Origin of the sequence: Nostoc sp. (genome assembly GCF_036919495.1) — a bacterium.
Lineage (GTDB): Bacteria > Cyanobacteriota > Cyanobacteriia > Cyanobacteriales > Nostocaceae > Nostoc.
This window is the reverse complement of the sequence record NZ_JBALBZ010000089.1, coordinates 1-20952: the sequence shown is the minus strand read 5'-3', so window position 1 is coordinate 20952 and position 20952 is coordinate 1. Positions and strand designations below refer to the sequence as shown.

The following is a 20952-nucleotide window of genomic DNA, read 5'->3' as shown; positions in this document are numbered from 1 at the left end:
TTCGAGTATAAACGCCAACGGCCGTAGCGTCTCTAAATTTGGTGGTTGAGGAGAGAATAATAGTGCAAGATAGCATGTCAGTGGCAGAACCGAATCTATATACACAGCGTAACCAGCCACGACCGATCCGCATAGGCGTGATTGGAGTGGGTAACATGGGACAACATCATGCTCGCGTGCTGAGTTCAATGAAAGATGTTGAACTAGTCGGAGTGGCAGATATTAATGTTGAGCGAGGACTAGAAACTGCCAGCAAGTACAAGGTGCGTTTTTTTGAAGATTACTGTGACCTGCTACCTCTTGTAGATGCAGTTTGTGTAGCTGTTCCCACCCGTCTGCACTATGCTGTGGGCATCAACTGTCTGTTAGCGGGAATTCATGTTTTGATTGAAAAACCGATCGCAGCCAGTATTTCTGAGGCAGAGTCCCTAGTAAATGCCGCAGCTGAGTCTGGGTGTATCCTGCAAGTGGGTCATATTGAGCGTTTTAACCCGGCTTTTAAAGAATTAAGCCAAGTGCTTAAAACTGAAGAATTGCTGGCGCTAGAAGCCCACAGAATGAGTCCTTACTCAGATCGGGCAAACGATGTTTCGGTTGTGCTGGATTTAATGATCCATGACATCGATCTACTTTTGGAATTAGCTGCTTCCCCAGTCACGAAATTGACTGCTAGCGGTACTCGCGCCCTAGACTCTGGTTATTTAGATTACGTAACTGCCACCTTGGGGTTTGCCAATGGTATTGTTGCTACTCTGACCGCCAGTAAAGTTACCCACCGAAAAATTCGTCGGATTGTCGCCCATTGCAAAAATTCATTTACTGAGGCAGATTTTCTCAAGAATGAAATTTTGATTCACCGACAAACTACTGCCAATTCTCTCACCGACCACCGACAAGTACTTTACAGGCAAGATGGTGTAATTGAAAAAGTCTACACCAGCAATATTCAACCCTTAAGTGCAGAATTAGAGCATTTTGTCAACTGTGTACATGGTGGCAATCAACCCTCAGTAGGTGGTGAACAAGCTCTCAAAGCTCTAAGACTGGCAAGTTTGATTGAGCAGATGGCGCTGGAAGATCGAGTTTTGAATCCATTAGACTGGCAATCGGAACCAAGAGTACAATCGTTGACCCCGACAGCCTAGAAGCAGGGATGAGGCGGATGAGAGGGATGAGAGGGATGAGGGGGACAAGGTAAAATTTTCTCCCTGCTCTCTCACAGGCGCAACCTCACAACCTCAGAAGAAAACCCTACAGGATGTTTTTAAATTTGCTATCAAATCTTTAGATCCTTCCTAGTCGTTTTAAAAAACCGACTAAGGGGGATCTAAAAAATTAGAAAATAAAATCTGATGGCTGATTTCGTTAATTTTGTCAGATTCGTAGTGACCGATCTCTCACTCAATTTCAAGCGATAGAGCTACTTACGAATTTTTATAAACCTCGTGATTCATGAAACAGCCCTCTAGTAGTCTGTCTTATGGATTTTGATAGTTTCGTAGTCAGCACTTCAGTGCTTAAAAATCTAGGATTAAAGTCCTTACTACGAAGTTTTTCACCCTTCAGAATTAATGGGACAGAACACTAACTTCCACTTGTTTTACACTGTTTATTCATTGCGATGCCAAGTTTTTGTGCAGCCGAATTACCTTGACTTTAGCAAGCTGAGTAATTAGCTTTTAAAAAAGCTAAAGCGGAATCTTAGTCACAAGAATAGTACCGCAATTTTAGGAATTGACTCAATGCTTGAATGGATAACTAATACTATCAACTATTTTGGCTATTGGGGAATCGCCCTACTAATGTTCTTAGAGAACCTTTTTCCCCCGATTCCTTCAGAATTGATTATGCCACTGGCTGGATTTACAGCAAGTCCATATCAACCAGGGGGGGCAAAGCTGAATATCATTGGTGTGTTTTTCGCAGGACTTTTGGGTTCTGTATTAGGCGCACTTATTTGGTATTATCCAGGTAAGTTTTTGGGCGAAACCCGTTTGAAAGCTTGGGCTGACAAGTATGGCAAATGGCTGGCTATATCCAGTAAAGATATCACCAAAGCCAAAGAGTGGTTTGAGCGACAAGGTAGAAAAGCAGTATTAATTGGTCGCCTTGTACCAGGAATCCGCACCTTGATTTCCGTTCCCGCAGGTATCAGCAATATGCCCTTGCTACCATTCTTGTTTTACACAACATTAGGTAGCGCTGCTTGGGTGGGTTTGTTAACATACTCAGGATACATATTGGGTAGTCAGTATGAACTTGTGGACAAGTACCTTGCTCCTGTATCCAAAATCGTACTTGGAGGTTTCGTTCTAGTATTTGTTTTCTGGATATTCAAGCGCCAGTTAAGACGTACTAGAAGATGAAACAGGGACGCTTTTGGTTTGAAAGTAGTGAAAGCAGGGGTTACATCTGGCCAAAATTCGCCTACACTATGCCAAATAATACTAGATGTGCGAAGGCATGAGCTTATCGGAGGTATCACCAAAATTAATTTTGGCGTATTTCTAGCTACACTTGACGCAACCTAGAATTTCTGGTTGCTCGCATTTTTGTAAGATGAGCATGACAACTTTTTACAGTTAAGTTTGAACTAGGAGCTTTCATGACAGACCAACCTTCCGCCGCTACCCCAATCAATGCTGCTGCTATACCGATGAATAGAGTATCAGCATCGACTCCCATCAATGCTGTTAATAATACTCCTCCCAAAACAGGCGGTGTTCCAGGGAAAACTATTCTCAGCGTTGATTTAGGCAGAACTTCCACAAAGACTTGTGTGAGTCGTGAACCCGGTAATGTGGTGTTCGTACCTGCCAACGTCAAGCAGATGTCAATTGAACAAGTACGCGGTGGTGTTTTTGAAGCTAGGGCTACTGACCCCTTAATGGATTTGTGGCTGGAGTATCAAGGAAATGGATATGCTGTTGGTCAACTGGCAGCCGATTTTGGGGCGAATTTAGGAGTTGGACAATCTAAGGTAGAGGCTGCACTGGTAAAAGTGTTAGCAAGTGCTGGCTACTTCAAACTCAGAGACGATATCTCAGTTGTACTAGGTCTGCCTTTTCTTTCCTTAGAGCAATTTGAAAAAGAAAAAGCCCAGTTGATTAGCCAAGTAGGCGGCCCTCATGTGTTGAACTTCCGAGGCGAATCTATATCGCTGAACGTCAGTAAGGTATGGGTAATGCCAGAAGGCTACGGCAGCCTGCTGTGGTCTGAAGCTCAACCAAAGAAAAGTCCTGGTAGTCCCGATTTTACAAAAATATCGGTGGCGATCGTTGATATTGGACATCAAACCGTCGATCTTTTGATGGTAGATAACTTCCGTTTTGCCAGAGGTGCTTCTAAGAGCGAAGACTTTGGTATGAACAAGTTTTATGAATTGGTGTCCGCCGAAATCGAGGGAGCAGATAGTCAATCTCTAGCTCTGATTTCCGCTGTGAACAAACCCAGAGGTGAACGCTATTACCGTCCTAAAGGTGCTAGCAAGCCCACTAACCTAGACGATTTTCTTCCCAACCTCACGGAGATGTTTTCGCGCGAAATCTGTAGCCGTGTGCTAGCCTGGTTGCCAGAACGTGTTACCGATGTGATTCTGACTGGCGGGGGTGGTGAGTTCTTCTGGGACGACGTTCAACGTCTGCTCAAAGAAGCAAAGATTAATGCTCATTTAGCAGCACCTTCACGACAGGCGAATGCTTTGGGGCAGTATATTTATGGAGAGGCACAATTATCCTCCAATCGCGCTGCTAGGGCATAAAGCTGATGTTCCAATGGTCAAAAAAGGTAGTTAAATCCGTCACGTTCAACCCAGAGCTTGCTGATGAAAGCTTGTTAGCGCAAGTAGAAAGTTATTTGGACAAACAACCAGACAAGACTTTCAGCGACCTCTGTAAAGAAGCCTTATGGCAATCTTTATGTGTACCGGAACCTGTAAAACCTGCTCCACAAACAGCAGCAAAAACACCGATTGAACAGCAAATCGGTGAACTGCAACGTCAAGTGGCTGGACTTGAGGAACGTTTTTTGACCAAGGGATCTACTAATCGTTTGGAGGCTATGGAACACCATCTATTGCAACTTTCTCAACAAGTTGCACAACTGGCACTTATAGTCAATGAGCGATCGTTCATTCAGTCTCCAACTCAATTAGAAGTAGTAAATAATACTTCTTATTCTGTTGCTACCCCTCCTCAAGAGGTTGACCCCGTAATCAGTCGCCTTAGTCAGTTTCTCGATGATTTTTAAGAAACAATCGCGTTTGTGAGCAGTTTTTGCTCCTCTTAACAATCCTTAATAATATTATCTATTAAGGATTGTTAATGTTTATATTTGTGTAGATGATTAGAAATACTAGAATAGCTATTTCTGTTATCCAAACTAGATTGTTGTTTACTATCATCCGTGTTTCGCGTTCTTACTCATCTGCATCTAAGTCTGGATTAGAAAGAGCTTAGATTCAGAACTCATTTTGTACCCTTTTTAGTTTTAAGCAGTTGGCAGTCAACTATATTTCCGTGATTTCTCTATTGACATCATAACTGCTATGTAAATTTCCTGAAATTTATTCAATATTTTTACAAAAACTCATAAAATTTAGGTAAAAATTACTAGAAATCAAAAAAACGTAGCAGTGCTACGTCTCTACATTCTTTTTCGGAGATGTTTATTACGTCAGGTTAACTAAAACAAGTCTAAATCTGTCACAGCACCAATACTGCTAGAAGAGACTAATTTGGCATATTTCGCCAACACGCCTTTAGTGTAACGCGGAGCGGGGGGTTGCCAATTAGCACGACGACGAGCCAATTCTTCTTCCGATATATTCAATTGCAACAAACGAGCCGGTGCATCAATAGTAATACTATCGCCTTCTTCTACAAGAGCGATCGCACCACCAACTGCTGCTTCGGGTGCAACATGACCAACTACCATGCCGTAAGTACCGCCAGAAAAGCGTCCATCGGTAATTAATCCCACCGCATCACCCAAACCTGCACCGATAATTGCTGAGGTGGGAGCCAACATTTCGCGCATCCCAGGCCCGCCTTTAGGCCCTTCGTAGCGGATGACTAAAATATCACCAGCTTGAATTTTACCGGCCAAAATTGCAGCTAAAGAAGCTTCTTCCGATTCAAACACCCGTGCGGGGCCGGTAATTACTGGTTTTTTCACGCCGGTAATTTTGGCTACAGCGCCTTCCGTTGCTAAATTACCTCTGAGAATGGCTAAATGTCCTTGGGGATACATCGGGTTATTCCAAGTCCGAATCACATCTTGATTGACGGATGGTTCTTCTGGTATATCTGCCAATGTCTCTGCGATCGTTTGACCAGTGATGGTGAGGCTATCACCGTGTAGTAAATCATGCACAAGTAGCATTTTCATTACTTGCGGAATGCCACCAGCTTTGTGCAAATCTGTAGCGACATATTTACCGCTTGGTTTTAAATCACACAAAACGGGAACACGGGCGCGGATGGTTTCAAAGTCATCCAAGGTTAACTCTACATCAGCAGCGCGGGCGATCGCTAAGAAATGCAATACTGCATTAGTCGAACCACCCACCGCCATAATCACAGAGATGGCATTCTCTATAGATTTGCGGGTGATAATTTGGCGGGGCAAGATTTGTTTGCGGATAGCTTCGACTAACACATAAGCTGATTTTTCCGTACTGTCGGCTTTTTCGGCATCTTCGGCTGCCATTGTCGAAGAATAGGGTAAACTCATGCCCAGCGCTTCAAATGCTGAAGACATGGTGTTAGCTGTGAACATCCCCCCACAGGAACCAGCACCAGGACAAGCCCGACCTTCAACTTCTAATAATTCCTTTTCGTCAATTTTTCCAGCACTGTATTGACCAACAGCTTCAAAAGAACTAACAACAGTTAAATCGCGTCCGTTGTAGTGACCCGGCTTAATTGTGCCGCCATAAACAAAGATAGCAGGGATATTCATCCGGGCGATCGCCAGCATTGCTCCTGGCATATTCTTATCACAGCCGCCAATCGCTAGCACACCATCCATACTTTGTCCAGTGCAAGCGGTTTCAATGGAATCGGCTATAACTTCCCGCGACACTAGGGAATATTTCATCCCTTCAGTTCCCATTGAAATGCCATCGCTGATGGTAATTGTGCCGAATAGTTGCGGCATCGCTCCGGCATATTTTATACCAACTTCTGCCCTTTGTGCCAGTTGATTTATCCCCATGTTACAGGGAGTGATCGTACTGTAGCCATTGGCAATACCTACAATGGCTTTATTAAAATCTTCATCTTTAAAACCAACTGCCCGCAGCATAGCTCGATTAGGCGATCGCTGCACTCCTTGCGTCACAATTTGGCTTCTCAAATTCTCCGACATAGTTACATCATCCTCTGACTTGCATGTATAAGTATGATAGGTAGCAATTTTTGACATGTCCAATATATATTTTTGAATATTTGAGACTTATAAAATCTCAAAACTATGGAACTGCTACACCTGCGCTACTTCATTGCTGTAGCTGAGGAACTACACTTTAGTAAAGCCGCAGAGCGACTTCACATCGCTCAACCGTCCTAAGAGGCAGTTTTATTTGATTCGTGAAAAATATAAAGTTTGAAAACGTAGACTCGCAGAGGCTTGCCGCAGGCTACCGCAAAGTATTGGCTTTGGGCGCAAAGGGAAGAAAGAAGAAAGAGATATATAATAATACCATCCTTGACAGTTTAAAGCCGAGTACATTTTGTCACAGTTGGCGCATGTTTGGCTTTGCACCTGAATTCTTCAACATTAGACCTTGTGCATGAATCAAAAATAAGAACCCCACTTCTAAGAGTGGGGTGTTAGCTACTTTTGGAAGAAGTCTATTAACAAGAAGTCTATTAAATTAAAGGATAATGTCGCTTGCTACTAGTTGTGGTGTTCCTCTCAACCCAATCTCAAACTCAGCAGACAGATTCCCAGCAGTGTTACCTTGAAGAATACCTGCTGCATAACGAATCTGACCGACTGCGGAGAATGGGCGAGTCCCAATGAAAGTGAAGGCTTGGTTGCCGGTTATATTGGAGTTGGCATCAATGGTAGAAAGATCGATGCGATCGCCTGGCAAGTTACCGTTTCCAACAAAGTCAGTGATCACATCCTGTGAAAGACCAGGAGGACTATCTGAAACTGAGTTGAACTTGAAAATATCATTACCTAGTCCTCCAGTGAGAACATCATTCCCAGCACTGCCAATAAGGCTATCCTTGTCACTACCAATGTTAAAAGTATCGTTGCCACTACCACCGATAAGGGTACTGTTGCCACCACTAGCGTTAAGGGTACTGTTGCCACTACTGCTACGCCATTAGTACCGTTAATGGTTGCCATAGTGAGTTTCTCCTAAACTTAGAGGGGAAAAAAATTACCTCGTCACTTTACCATTAGAAGACTGCGTTGCTAATTAAGAGTATGAATTTGGTTTCCCCCAAAAGCACAAAGGAAACAGTTTCAAACATGGAATTTTTGAATTTCACACTTTTATTCAACAACGCTGAGAATACAAGTGGATAAATAATGAGTGAAAGACTTAACAGCAAACACCTGATTAGCACAGGTGTTTGCTGTTAAGTCTGAAAAATCGAGAAGATTTTATAAAAACTGGATGCATTGATGATCTTGGCATCAAAATTGTGCCAATAGTTGTCTTATATCTTCACAAGTTCCAGTAGTAAGCTGCTAGGTAACAAGCAGATTATTTCCTACGAAATTGCATAAATTGTAGGACATTTTTACTGTATTCAGAATAACAAAAGTATTTTACTACCTTAAAGGATAGACTTTTATATCTATAAGAAATAATAAGGAAATTTTTTTTATAACTCTCAGCAGAACCTATCTGAAACGAACTATATTAAGTTAAAGATTAGTGCATTTTGTCAATTTCCCTAAATACAGAAATCAATTTGCCTAACAATAATCACTATAAAAGGAAGAGGTAAATTCAGCTTACCTCTCCCCGCGACTTTTAAATTATTAGAATTCTGCCTCGTGCCTCATTTTCAAGGCAGGTCTATTAAATTAAAGGGTAATGTCGCTTGCCACTAATTGTGGTGCGCCTACCAATCGAATCTCCAAGTCAGCCGATAGATTTCCATCAGTGTTAGCTTGGAGAATACCTCCTGAATAACGAACCTGACCGGCTGCGGTGAATCCGGCAGATCCAATGAAAGTGAAGGCTTGGTTGCCGTCTATCCTGGAGTTAGCGTCGATGTTAGATAGATTGATTACGTCACCTGGCAAGTTACCGTTGCCAAAAAAGTCAGTGATAACATCTCGTCCAGATCCAGCAGGACTATCTGAAACTGAGTTGTACTGGAAAGTATCGTTACCCGATCCTCCAGTCAGAACATCAGCCCCACTACCGCCAACAAGACGATCGTTGCCAGCACCACCGATAAGGACATCGTTGCCATTACCACCGCCAAGGACATCGTTGCCACCACCACCGTTAATGACATCGTTACCATTACCGCCAATCAGGCTATCGTTGCCATTATCACCGCTTAGGTTATCGTTGCCATCACCACCGGCAAGGGTATCGTTGCCATCGCCACCAAAGAGGCGATCGTCGCCACCAGCACCGGTAAGGACATCGTTGCCACTCCCGCCAACGATACTATCCCTACCACCACCACCAGTAATGACATCGTTGCCAGCACCACCGAGCAGGGTATCGTTGCCACCACCACCGGTAATGACATCGTTGCCAGCACCGCCATCGATGCGATTGTTGCCACTACCACCTATAAGGACATCAGTTCCACTACCACCGACTTGGTTACCACTACCTTTAATCTGGACAGAGTTGGTAGCATTGTTAATAGAGCTAGTAGCACCGTTAATAATTGAAGTGATGTCGATACCAGGGATGTTGGGAAAGGTTGCCATAAATTAGCTTCTCCTGAGTTTAGAGGGTAAAAATTACCTCGTCACTTCACCATCACTAAACGGTGTTGCTGATTAAGAGTATGAATTTCCTTTACCCCAAAGGCGCAAAGGAAAGAGTTTCAAACATTAAATTTTTGAATTTCACACTTTTATTCAGCAATGCCGAGAAAATAAGGTGGAGAAATAACGAGTGGTAAGAGATAACTGAACCACACTTGATTGGAACAGTTCTTTCTGTTAAAGTCCAAAGATTTTAGAAGCACTTCACATATTGATGAGTCTGGCATCAAAATCGTGCCAAGGCTCATTTATATATCTGTGTGCTTTATGTATTCATTGGTTACAAATACTAGGCTGCTAGGGAACAAGCAGATTTTCTAGTACAGAATCGCATAGCTTTTACGATATTCACAATCACAAGATTATGATATTACTCTCAAGGCTACTTTTTTCTATCTATAAGAAATAATAATTAATCCTCTTTTATTTCTTTCACCCAAAAAAAATCTGAAACCTTTGCTTAGATAGGGTTTTGTAATATATGTAGGAAAAATAAAGTTCTGATAGTACTCTGGGAGTAGTTTGTTTTATTTATAAAAAAAAAGTGGCATTCATTACCACTTTTTTTGCTCAAAATTCTTGATGAGGGTAATATTTTAACGAGGTAGAGGTAACCCGGTAACGGCTACTGCCCCAGCGATCGCACTGGCAAGAAGGGAAGTCAATGCTGTTCCAAATAACCACCAAGCAGCATTTGCAACGGTTTTTTTGGTTTCTTGAGCTTGTTTTTTAGCTTGTTGTTGGATCGCTTTCAGGCGTTTTTGTGTTTCTTGTTGAATGCGTTCGGCTCGTTGTAGTACGCTATCCCGTGCCGTTTCTATTTGGTCGATAATCCTGTTAGCATCCTTTTGAGAAATATCTTCACGAGAACTTAATACAGCAATTAAAGTGTCACGATCAAATTGACTGAGGCGATCGCGCAATGCTTCAAATCCAGCTTGGGGATCGTCGAATACTTTCGCAAAGTCTTGCTTAATCCCCTCATAGTTGAGTTCGGAACGATCCAGGGAGTTGAGATAGTTACGAACTTTAGCAAAAACTCCATCAAGGACTGATTGCACCCTTTGCTGAATTTGCTGGAATTGTTCAACAATGGAGGTGCGAACCGACTCAATTTGATCCACAATTCGGTTAGCTTCTTCTTCTGAGATATCTTCCCGTTGGGATAACAGAGCCACAATTGTGGAACGGTCAAATTTGGAGGCGCGATCGCTTAAACTGCCAATTCCAGCGCGGGGAGAAGACAGCAGCAATTGCAAATCGCGTTTAATTGCTTCTGGGTTAAGTTCTTCTTTGTTCGTGTTACGCAGATATTCTTCAAGATTGGCTTCAAAGTCTAAAGCTTGTTGAGCAGTACGTTTGGCTAAACGTCGTGGCGCTCTCACAATATTAGCGATCGCATCTTGTGCTTGATCAATGATCTGATTAACTTGCTCTTGGCTCAAGTCTCCCCCTTGACTCACGAGTTTAACCAAGGTTTCTCGATCAACATGAGATAAGCGATCGCGCAGTGCTAAGGCTCCTGCTTTAGGATCATCGAGTAATTTTTCCAAATCGCTCCTGATACCTTTGGGATCAAGTTCTTCTAAGTTGGTATTGCGGAGATATTCAGCGATCGCTTTTGTAGTTTTTTCGTACTGTTCTTTCGCCTGCTGCGGTACTTGCAAAATATTATCTCGGACTGCTTCAATCTGATCGAGAGTTTGGTTTATCTGTTCTTCACTCAAATCCTGACGCTGACTGAGCAATTGTACTAGTGTATCCCGGTCAAATTGCGATAAGCGCGAAGTCAATTGGCTAATTCCAGCTTGGGGATCGTCTAACAAAATTTGAAACTCACGTTTGATACTTTCGGGATTAAGTTCGTCTTTGTTAGTATTCCGCAAATAATCTTCAACTCTTTGGCGCAGTTCATCGGCTTTGGCTTTTGCTTGTTCTTGAAGTTCTCTAGCACGATTTAAAAAATTATCGCGGTTGCTTTCGAGTTGACTAACAATATTATTAGCTTCTTCTTCGCTGATATCTTGACGCTGTTGCAGCAATTGTACATAAGTATCGCGGTCGAATTGCCCGAAGCGGTTACTTAAATCTTCAAACCCAGCTTCTGGATCTTCCACTAACTTTTTAAAGTCTCGTTCAATACCTTCAGGGTTGAGTTCTTCTTTCCCCGTTGAACGCAAATAATCTTCAATACGGCTGCGGAAATCTTGCCCTTGCTCTCGCGTTTGAGCCTGTTTTACAGTTTCTAAAACTTCCGAGCGATCGCTTTCCATCTGTTCGGAAATTTCTTTCACCCTAGCTTCACTGATATCACCTCGCTGCTTCAGCAAGTTGGCGAAATATTCTTGATTTATTTCTTCCAACTCCCGTCTTACAGTTGTCGGATCTGCATTAACGTCATAGATGAGTTCTTTAAATTCATCTCTTAGGGTAATGCGGTTAAAATGCCAGGGGAAGGAATTCAATATATAGTCTTCTACATCCGCCTTAATTGTATTTTCTGGTGATATCGGCAACCTTGCAGATACTTGTTCAGTTGCTTCATCTCTAAACTTTTGTAATTCTTCCGTGATTTGATTAACATCGACATCTTGAACTTTTTCTTTCAGTTTTTGCAACTGATTAGTAATTTTTTTGATATCAATATTGGAAAGGTTGACCCGCTCTAAAACTGCTGGTGCTGCTGCACTCAAGCCATATCTAATAGCTTGCTTGATTACACCATTACCATTCCCACCTCCGATTGTAACTAGCTCTTGAAGGCGTTCACCTAATTGCTCTGAATTCAATTCTTCCGGTGTTGCAGACTTCAGCAAATTAATTACTTGTTCTGTGGGATTACTGCGATTCAAAGCCTGTTGCCAAGCACCTTGAAATTGGTCAGCTATGCGATTGATATCTTCTTGAGATAAATCTGTGCGACTACTAATTAAATCAACAAATGTTTGACGATTGATATTTTGCAATAGGTCGCTGTTAGCAACAGATTGCAAATCTGTATCTTTAAGAAGCTGGTCAAATTGGTTACGAATTTCTGTGATATCAAGCTTTGGTAATTGCAGAGAACCTAAAGAACTTTGGAGTGTATTTCTAATATCTTCAGGATTAAAACCTGAAGTTAATTCTCGTCGGACTGCGGCTGTAATATCTTCAGCAGTAGAAACTAACTGTTTTTTCGCAGTATTAGCACCGATACCAGCAGTTGCTGTACCTATCAAAGTTTGAAAGCCAGAAGTGACAGTACTAGCGATAGAACCAATAAAAGAACCTACTGCTGATGAACCGAACCAAATTACCAGTGAGAAATAGGTAGCCCAGATAACTACACCGATAATTGCACCTAGAGATTCACTTTCGATTAAGCTAAGTTTTACCGCTAAAAAACTAGCAATAAATAATGCAATACTAACGGTTAGCAACGCCCAAGCACCAATTTTGGTCTGAACTGAACGAATTTTACTACCCAAACTTTCTGAATCATCATCAGAATCTGAGTCAATTTCCCAAGATGAAATTCCGACCGCGACTGAAAAATTAGTCAATAATAATTGAAAGGCAAATGCCATTAACACTCCAGCCAGCAATGCTACCAAGAATTTAGGGCCAGAAAAAAGAACTGATGCTTCTTCTGGAGTTAATGCTTCCTGAGCTATTATTGGCGCTAATCCAACAGATAGCCAGTTCCATCCCCAACTAGTTAAAACACCTTGAAACATAGTATTTTCTCACTTGCAGTCAATTAAATAACCATTGATTAAATGGCTTACCGATCAATTTACTTGCCAGTTATATAAAATGACACTTTCTTAGGTAAGAAGTTTGCTTGTCAAAAGTCGTATTTTACAAAAAACAAATCTTTTTACTAAAGAAAATAATCTAAAACTTGGTGATTTTATATTAATTTGTTTTATAAAATACAATCTGCTTAGTATTATTAGAATTTGCCGCCGAAAGTTTAAATTAATACATATTTATACATTATTATTAATAATTACATTTATAAAGATAGGTTTGTAACAAAAATTTAGCTAATTTCAAAACTAATATTTTAGAGATTGTTTTGATAAATAAAATAATTAACATCTATTTTTCATCAAGCATAATTTGTTTGATTATAAATATTTGTTGCTATCTTTAGATAAAACCACGTATATCTAATGATAGAGATAAAATTTCTTCCAAGCGATTGATGAAATATAAACATAAACATGTATTAATAAGGTCATTAGGAGCTATAAATTTAGTGAATAATTGATTTTTGCTGAGGAGAAAGAATAATGGTTGTAGGTGTACATAAACGTGGTGTAGGTGTATTTTCTCATCGTCGAGATGTTGAACATGCTCTACATGAATTAAAAAAAGTTGGTTTTGACATGAACAGAGTCTCTGTCATCACGCAAGATGGAGACAGAGATGATATTTCTGGGGCTGAAGTACGCGATCGCGTCGGTGATAAATCTGACGAAGGCGCTAAAGTCGGAGCAGCTACAGGCGGTGCCTTGGGTGGATTGACTGGCTTATTAGTCGGTCTTGGTACTTTAGCAATTCCTGGACTCGGGCCAATTATGCTGGCTGGAGCCGCAGCAACAACCTTAGCTACTACTCTCGCTGGCGCTGGTATTGGTGCAGTAGCTGGTAGTTTGCTTGGTGCATTAGTTGGTTTAGGAATTCCCGAAGAACGAGCTAGAGTTTACGACGAACGCGTTAGGCGGGGACACTATTTAGTCATCATAGATGGCACAGATACAGAAATCGCCAGAGCAGAAGCAATTTTACATCAGGGTGGTGTCGAAGAATTTGGCATTTATGAGAACCCAGATGGTACAAAAGTAACTCCTGATTATGTCGCTCCAACATCTAATGTTGCTCCTAATGTTGCTCATAGTGGTGTTGCCAAACGCGCGATTGGAGTCTTTTCTCATCGCCGAGATGCAGAGGCAGCAATTACAGAATTACGAGATGCAGGTTTTCCCTTAAATAGAGTCTCCATCATAGCCAAGGATACAAACGGTCATGGGATCGCTGGTGTAGATGTAGATAAAAATGTTGGCAAAGGTAATAAAGCAGACGAAGGTGTAAAAGCTGGAGCAGCTACAGGCGGAGTTGTAGGCGGCTTGACTGGCTTATTAGTTGGTCTGGGAACTTTAGCAATTCCTGGAATCGGGCCTGTAATTGCAGGTGGTGCAGCAGCGACGGCTATAGCATCAACTGTAGCTGGTGGTGCCATTGGTGCAGCAGCTGGCGGTATTGTTGGCGGACTCGTTGGGTTAGGAATTCCTGAAGACAGGGCGCGAGTATATAGCGATCGCTTCCAAAAAGGCCACTACTTGCTAATTATCGATGGTACCGAAACTGAAATCCGCGAAGCTGAAGCGATTCTCAGACGTAGAGGTATTGAAGAATTTGCTATCTATGATGGCACTGATTTAGGTGAACATCGCCCAGGTTTAGACCGAGTAACGCATCACGACACAGGAGTTGTAAATAGCGATCGCACCAATTATTCAACAGGTCTTCATGGAGACGAGCCTCCTGTAGTCATTGTTGATCGTCGTGATGAAACACTCTAACCCCAGGTAATTGTCACTCACACTAATTTCTTTTAATTTCAGGAGCAAGAAGATAAAAACTTTGCTCCTAACTTAAGAAACTTGCTCCTTACTTCTGCCGTGAATATCCACACACTCGACAAGTTTCACTTTGCGATTCAGAATTAAACCTATGCAAAAGCTAACTCCCTTCTTAATTAGTTCACTTTTAATTTTTGGTGTTGCTGCTTGTGATAACGCTTCTAAAACAAGTGAATCTGCACCCAGTAATCCTAATGAAGCTCCACCATCGCCGACTGCGCAAACAACACAAGCTTCTCAACAAGACGCTCAAAGTAAGGTTCGCAGAGACCAACTTAATTCTGATATCCGTGCCCGCGAACAGCGTAATAATACAACTGGTGGTGATGCACAAAGAGCTTCAGGCGATTTAGCAAGTGAAGTTCGCTCCAAGTTAGAAGCTAACATACCCAAGAGCCAACTAACAGTTGATGCATCAAAAGATGGGATTGTTACTGTCGGGGGAACTGTGAACAATCAGAAGGAGTTAGCTAAGATTGAAGCTTTAGCTAAACAAATTAAAGGTGTCAAAACTGTAGTTGTAAAAGCAACTGTTATTGCACCAACAAAATAAAGTAGCTAACAACAAATTAACCTGAGTAGGTAGGCAAAAATAAATTTAGATGCTCCTGCTCAGTCTTAGTGGTCAGTTATACTTATTACTGACTACTAAGAATTGATAACTGACGATCTGAATAATTATATTTATTGATGTTCAGTTTAGTTATACAAGCTCTTTGTACTGACGGAAAATAGAAATTATGGAAACCGAACAACAGCAACGTGAATCTGTGAATACCTCTTTCTCACAAGGCACACTAGCAATTGAAGGTACAGATACTGTAAATTTGCCAAAGTTACCACCAGCAGCTGAACCGGAATCTCAATGGCAGCAAATTAGCAGACAATTTTCTCAGTTTTTGGAGCAATTGCCCGAATATTTAGGTAGCTTTTTTAGTAACTATAAGCAGCCGCTAACAACAGTTGGTTTGATTTTAGCGGCGATTGTTACAGCCAAGATAGTACTAGCAGTACTGGATGCAATCAATGATATTCCATTACTGTCACCGACTTTTGAGTTAATTGGAATTAGTTATGCCACTTGGTTTATTTCCCGTTATCTACTGAAGGCTTCAACCCGGCAAGAATTAGCCGATGAAATTCAATCACTGAAAAACCAATTTGTAGGCGAATAAATTTACCAACTATTAAAACAGTAGACTGTGGCGTAAGTTTGCCCGCCTTTAACAATTAGCTTAAGGCTTAGTAGAGTAGTATGTGTCTTCACTAATTAAATCTACACAATCTAAATGTTCATATTCCCGGCTTCTTAGACAAGTCGGGAATTTTGTAACTATCTTATTTCGGATACAAAATACAGTGGAGACACAAGAATATTCATTGCTGTCAGTGTCAACTTCAGCTACAACGCTTGTTTTATAATATGCTCAAGGGAAATTACATGTATTGAGCCGGACTTCAGATTAGTCTTTTGGATACATCAAAAGATAGAGAGCATAACATTATATTTAACTTTAAATCACTTCTAAAGATAGTAGAACGAAGACGAAAAACAGCCTAATCTAGGCTTTGAGGTTATTTAATAGATTCATTTAACGAGGACATAAATTATGGCTAATAATGAAGCAGTTAAGAGAGATATAGATTCATCTGATAGAGCTGAAGTAGATACATACGATCGCGGTATTATTCCAGCTGAGACAGCTGCTCGAATGGAAAGAGAAGGAGATAAGTACAAAACACTCCCCACAGAAGAACGGGAGGCAGATGCACCTACAGATGACCAAACCGATTCAGAAAGTATACGTACCACTGACGGCTATACCGTGGACAGAGAAGGTTTGTCTAATAACTATGCAATTGAACCGGAAATGTACTACGAAGAACCGGGTGATGCACGCAAACAAGCAGCAGAAGAAAAGGCAGCACGTATTGAAGAACTCGGAGAAGTTAATCAGGACGAGGAAGGCAAGTTAACCGAAAATAGTGATACACGCGGTAGAGGCCCAGGAATAGTTTAATTACAACAATCCTTTTTGTTGGGTGTAATTACACCTGAGAAGGCTAAATAAGTGTTTTGTAGAGACGTAATGATTGCGTCTCTACTTGTATTTATGGGCTATCGCAAAAGTTTTGATAGGTTTGTAGTAAGCACTTTAGTACTTGAATATTTGAGGACTAAAGTCATCACTACAAAACTAATGCGATAGACCATTAGACATCTCCAGAAATTAAATATGCTTCACCCATAACCCTTGTAGAGACGTAGCACTGCTACGTCTCTACATTCTTTTTCGGAGATGTCTATTAGATAATCAACGGCTCAAGTTCACGATCGTGCCATTGCCTCTGATACCATTCGGAAACCAAGGGACGGACAATAAACTTAGGCTGTCCATCGCCTTTAACGTCAATACGTAAACCTGAGTAAGGTCGTCGCTTCTGAAAACCTTGACCATTGCGACCAATGAAGAGATGCGATCGCGCTACTAATCTATTTTCCTCCATCAAATCTGCTCCCTCAATCCTCTGGCGTCGCAAACTAAATCCGCTACCACCACAAACAATCCAGTGGATATGAGAATCAGCGTGTCCTGTATCCATTGTCTCCAAGTGTTCCAAGCAGTGGGCGTGACCGTTTAATACCAAATCAACCAAAGGACGCCCTTGACTTAGGGAACCTATTTCTTTAGCTACCGCATCCAGCACACCACGGAGGCGATCGCGAATTATCAGAGTTTGTGCTTGCTGCCACTTTGTCGCTTCAGTTACATAAGGAGGATGATGGAAATAAATCACCCTTCCCCGAACTTCAGAGTTATTCCAAGATTCAATTAATTTTTGCTTAAGCCAGTCTAGTTGTTCAGTGTCAGTCAGCGTTGTTTTATCAGCAGCTAATTGCTTTTTGATATCAACAATAATTTCTTCAATTTGTGACAGCTTGGCGTGATAGTCGTCTAATTGGTCGGCTTCGGTGGGGTTTTCTGGACGAAGCTTGGCTGAGGTTTCAATGATTTGTTGCTTTTCTTGCTCTAAATCTTCACGACGTTTTTCTAAAATTCTGCGCTCGGCATCGCCTTGTTTAGTTTTAGGTAGCGGTGGTGGATCGTTAAATGTATTTGAATCCAAGGCAAAGAAATCAATACCGCCATAGCGAAAAGTGTAGTAGCGATTGGGAAGGCGGGTAAAATGCCCAGGTTCATAGCTGAGACAATAACCTGTATCTGTCTTGGCTGTGTAATACTGATTTAAATGATTATTTAACTCTCCTGGAAGCTGAAACGCCTGAAGATAGTCCAGAAAAGCCCGTGCGTATGCTTCACCCGTTCCTGAACCATGCAAGCCTACATCTAGGTCTAAGCGCGATCGCAACAGGCGGCGAATGGGTAAAGTTGTTAGAGAGGCCAAGCTCAATAGAATCGGCAAGTTATAGTAATCGTGATTACCCGGTACAGGTAAAATGGGCAGCTTAAAAATCATCTGGTCATAAGCAATCCTTTGAGAATGCTCTCCCCCCAAGAGAAACTCTTGGTAAGGCTGGATGAAATTCTGCTGATAGTATTCACTCGATCCCACTAAATAGATCACATCCCCGGTATGCAACATAAAACGGCATTCGCTGTGATGAGGCAACATCAGTTCAGCCACCTTTCGCTGGGGATTATGTCCCCGGTGCTTGCCGGAACCACTATCACCTACAACTAAAAATGAGAACTCATAATTGTCTGTTTGGCCATCCTCCAACACCAGCCGAGTTTGGTCGATGTTCCGTTCCAAAATTAACGGATCTTGCCACCGTACCCGTTGATTCATTTTACGAATTTTGTTAGCGATCGCTGGATCAGATACAAGTTTCAATGCAACCTACTCCTGAGTTTTCAATTGAAGAGGAGCAGGGGGAGCAGGGGAGGCAGGGGCAAAAGCAAGGGAGCAAGGGAGGAGAGTTTATCCCCTCTGCCCCCCGCACCCTGCGCCTCTGCCTCTTTCCCATGCCCAATTCCCAATGCCCTCACTCCTCTATTGTGTCTTTCATCTCAATAGTCAGATTAGGGAGTCCTTCTAGTTTTTCGGTAGGCTCAACTTCTTCTACTAATGGCACAAAAATGTTCAAACCTGCTGGTACACACTTAATTTCTACTGGAGTTGTGCCTACTATTTCACCATCTAGAACAACTTTTTGCGGTGGCTTAGTTGTAATTTTAAATTCTTTGGCTCGTAGGAAACCAATATCATTGCGATCTACAGCGTTACCTGTAGAAGCCGTTTGAAATAGATGAAATGTAGCTGCGATCGCTCCTGCTTTGTTAGCTGGAGCTACAATCGTTAAATCTAGTAACCCATCATCATAAATCAGACCTGCTGGGCCTTGAGCCAAAACTGAAGTAGGAGGCGCGGCATTTGCTACTGTAACTGCACACGCACTAGTTTTAATTATCCTGTCTTCTGTTTCAATTTCAACATCAAAGTTTTTTAAGTTTCTCAGTTGCTGAATTCCAGCAAAAACGTAGGCCATCATCCCAAAGCGATTTTTAGCGTCCCTGTCTGCTAATTCTACAGTTTCAGCTTCAAAGCCAATACCTGCCAAAAGTACCATTGGCCGATCGTTGCAATAGGCAACGTCTACATGGCGGGTTCCTCCCTGCAAAATTGTCTCACACGCACCTGCGATCGTGTCAGGAATTCCTAAAGCTGTAGCAAAAGCGTTTGCTGTGCCTCTAGAAATTATGCCAAATGGAATATCAGTACCTACTACAGCTGTTGCCGCCGCCGAGAGAGTGCCATCTCCCCCTGAAGCAATGATTGCATCTACTCCCCTCGCTACCGCAGCATAAGCCAGTTCGTCAGCGTCGATTTCTTCAGTTGTGAGATAAATATCTAGGTCAATTTCTGGCTCTAATATTGCCCGAATTTCTGCCAGTTCTATATCTGGGTCACCCTGACCCGCAACTGGATTGAAAATGAGGCAGGCGGAACGATTCATAAAATATAAAGGCTAAACTTAGATCACTAAAATACCAAATTCTTTTTAGCATTCTTGTGAAACTTCGGCTTCCTTCTGGCGGCTGGTTTACCTCTTGTAAGAATTTTAAAAGTTTTCTGCGTTGGAAAATACCAATGCTGATGCGTATTTAAGTATGTTTTGTCTTTACTAAAACAATAAAAATTTTACCATGCGTCAATTATTACCAGTTTTAGCAAGTATGCTGACTCTCAGCAGTTTAAATACTCCCACTGTGACAATAGCAGGCACAACGCCTGATTTACGGGAGATGCGCTTAGTTCAAAAGCTCAACTGCAATAATGCTCAAACTCAAATAGCAATTAATGAATGCGCGAAGTTATCTTATCAAAGGGCAGACAAAAGACTGAATCTAGCCTATCAACAATTGCTACCTACCTTAGAAACATCTAGGAAACAGAAATTGATTGCTGCTCAACAAGCATGGCTCAAGTTTCGAGATACCAATTGTGAGTTTGAGAGAAGCAGATATGAGGGAGGAAGTATTGCCCCTAGCATTTATTCTGGTTGTTTAGAAAATAGCACCAAGCTACGTACCCAAGAATTACAGGAATATCTCAAATCTGACTCTTAAAAAGTCGAATAAAACCCAATACAGTTAAGTTAAGCATTTTTTCCTTCTCTTTCTTTGTGTTCTTCTCTGACGAGACGCTGCGCGAACGCGTCCTTCTCTAACGAGATGCTGCGCGAATGCGGTTCGTTAAAAAAATTGACTTTGACAAAGAATTAAGCCTTAACTGAACCGTATTGGAATAAATCTGCAACGCGAGAGCCATTAATAATTAGTCCAAGAGAAACTACGCCCACAAAGCATCTGATTTGAATTAGTCTAATATTAATAAGACTGAGCGATCGCTAAACCTCTTATGCCAAAGCCCCGACTGAAGTTGCTCACTCTGCTTTCATCTTTAACCAGCCAAATAGCTGTTCTACTGTCAATTTTAAATCAACACCATCTAGAACAAGCAAGCTATCTCCTTTATGACAAAATTCTGGTTGTTGATGTGGTTGAAAAACGAGAACTGAACGGTCATCGGGATCAATCAACCATCCCAACTGACAACCATATTTTAAGCAGTGCAAGATATTGCTTGTAACTCGATTGGAACTCTGATCTGGTGAGAGAATTTCAATTGTCCAGTTCGGAGCAATTAGCACATCATCTACAGGCTCTCCATTATCGTCAAACTCAATTTGTTGCCAACGGATAACCGCCACATCTGGAACAACTGGAGTTTAGACTAAAAGCGATAAGAGAGAACGCAAATCAAAAGGAATTAGAGGTTAAAAATATTCTCAAGTCAGCCTTAAAGCATCCTG

Annotated in this window: 16 protein-coding genes and 1 pseudogene; 10 read left to right on the top strand and 7 right to left on the bottom strand. The window is 41.7% G+C overall.

Annotated features, from left to right (window positions below; translation table 11 throughout):
* Positions 1-62: 62 nt before the first annotated feature.
* The 4 genes from V7K25_RS13595 (at position 63) to V7K25_RS13580 (ending at position 4248) form a co-directional block, all read left to right on the top strand.
* Positions 63-1145 carry a Gfo/Idh/MocA family oxidoreductase gene (locus V7K25_RS13595; protein ID WP_322651038.1) on the top strand — a complete coding sequence of 361 codons (1083 nt, stop codon included), beginning with the start codon at positions 63-65 and terminating at the stop codon, positions 1143-1145.
* A 597-nt stretch (positions 1146-1742) separates the two neighbouring features.
* Complete coding sequence (locus tag V7K25_RS13590) at positions 1743-2366, top strand: DedA family protein (RefSeq protein WP_335158689.1); 624 nt, start codon at positions 1743-1745, stop codon at positions 2364-2366.
* Positions 2367-2605: 239 nt separating this feature from the next.
* A complete protein-coding gene (locus V7K25_RS13585; RefSeq protein WP_100901207.1) occupies positions 2606-3760 on the top strand; it encodes a ParM/StbA family protein in 1155 nt (384 codons plus the stop codon).
* Positions 3761-3765: 5 nt separating this feature from the next.
* The gene (locus tag V7K25_RS13580; protein WP_335158687.1) at positions 3766-4248 is read left to right on the top strand and encodes a plasmid segregation centromere-binding protein ParR; all 483 of its coding nucleotides are present in this window, start codon (positions 3766-3768) and stop codon (positions 4246-4248) included.
* Positions 4249-4683: 435 nt separating this feature from the next.
* Here the strand turns inward: V7K25_RS13580 and ilvD are convergent, their stop codons facing one another.
* Positions 4684-6369, bottom strand: coding sequence for a dihydroxy-acid dehydratase (gene ilvD / locus V7K25_RS13575; RefSeq protein WP_335158692.1), 1686 nt, complete (start codon positions 6367-6369; stop codon positions 4684-4686).
* 105 nt (positions 6370-6474) lie between these two features.
* Here ilvD and V7K25_RS13570 point away from each other — a divergent pair.
* A pseudogene (locus V7K25_RS13570) lies at positions 6475-6564 on the top strand (LysR family transcriptional regulator); the annotation flags it as partial.
* Between the two features lie 313 nt (positions 6565-6877).
* Here V7K25_RS13570 and V7K25_RS31610 read toward each other — a convergent pair.
* From V7K25_RS31610 to V7K25_RS13550, 3 genes are all read right to left on the bottom strand, one after another.
* Entirely contained in the window at positions 6878-7282 is a 405-nt protein-coding gene (locus tag V7K25_RS31610; RefSeq protein WP_442948085.1) for a M10 family metallopeptidase C-terminal domain-containing protein, read from the bottom strand.
* A 770-nt stretch (positions 7283-8052) separates the two neighbouring features.
* Positions 8053-8922, bottom strand: a complete 870-nt coding sequence (locus tag V7K25_RS13555; protein ID WP_335158683.1) for a calcium-binding protein — start codon at positions 8920-8922, stop codon at positions 8053-8055.
* Positions 8923-9578: 656 nt separating this feature from the next.
* The gene (locus tag V7K25_RS13550; RefSeq protein ID WP_335158681.1) at positions 9579-12698 is read right to left on the bottom strand and encodes an MFS transporter; all 3120 of its coding nucleotides are present in this window, start codon (positions 12696-12698) and stop codon (positions 9579-9581) included.
* Between the two features lie 561 nt (positions 12699-13259).
* Here V7K25_RS13550 and V7K25_RS13545 point away from each other — a divergent pair.
* From V7K25_RS13545 to V7K25_RS13530, 4 genes are all read left to right on the top strand, one after another.
* The gene (locus V7K25_RS13545; RefSeq protein ID WP_335158679.1) at positions 13260-14552 is read left to right on the top strand and encodes a histidine kinase; all 1293 of its coding nucleotides are present in this window, start codon (positions 13260-13262) and stop codon (positions 14550-14552) included.
* A 151-nt stretch (positions 14553-14703) separates the two neighbouring features.
* The gene (locus tag V7K25_RS13540; protein ID WP_335158677.1) at positions 14704-15165 is read left to right on the top strand and encodes a BON domain-containing protein; all 462 of its coding nucleotides are present in this window, start codon (positions 14704-14706) and stop codon (positions 15163-15165) included.
* A gap of 187 nt (positions 15166-15352) precedes the next feature.
* Positions 15353-15787: a CAAD domain-containing protein gene (locus V7K25_RS13535; protein WP_335158675.1), complete on the top strand. Its 435-nt coding sequence runs from the start codon at positions 15353-15355 to the stop codon at positions 15785-15787.
* A 435-nt stretch (positions 15788-16222) separates the two neighbouring features.
* Positions 16223-16633: a hypothetical protein gene (locus V7K25_RS13530; RefSeq protein WP_335158673.1), complete on the top strand. Its 411-nt coding sequence runs from the start codon at positions 16223-16225 to the stop codon at positions 16631-16633.
* 286 nt (positions 16634-16919) lie between these two features.
* On the opposite strand, the gene V7K25_RS13525 is transcribed toward V7K25_RS13530, so the two are convergent.
* Together V7K25_RS13525 and V7K25_RS13520 are read right to left on the bottom strand one after the other, a co-directional pair.
* Positions 16920-18470 (bottom strand): metallophosphoesterase family protein, encoded by a 1551-nt coding sequence (locus V7K25_RS13525; RefSeq protein ID WP_335158671.1) that lies wholly within the window; start codon positions 18468-18470, stop codon positions 16920-16922.
* Between the two features lie 151 nt (positions 18471-18621).
* Complete coding sequence (locus V7K25_RS13520; protein WP_335158669.1) at positions 18622-19593, bottom strand: YegS/Rv2252/BmrU family lipid kinase; 972 nt, start codon at positions 19591-19593, stop codon at positions 18622-18624.
* A gap of 190 nt (positions 19594-19783) precedes the next feature.
* Between V7K25_RS13520 and V7K25_RS13515 the strand changes: the two genes are divergently transcribed.
* Positions 19784-20206 carry a lysozyme inhibitor LprI family protein gene (locus V7K25_RS13515; protein WP_335158667.1) on the top strand — a complete coding sequence of 141 codons (423 nt, stop codon included), beginning with the start codon at positions 19784-19786 and terminating at the stop codon, positions 20204-20206.
* A gap of 317 nt (positions 20207-20523) precedes the next feature.
* On the opposite strand, the gene V7K25_RS13510 is transcribed toward V7K25_RS13515, so the two are convergent.
* Entirely contained in the window at positions 20524-20850 is a 327-nt protein-coding gene (locus V7K25_RS13510) for a Uma2 family endonuclease (protein WP_335158665.1), read from the bottom strand.
* Positions 20851-20952 lie beyond the last annotated feature (102 nt).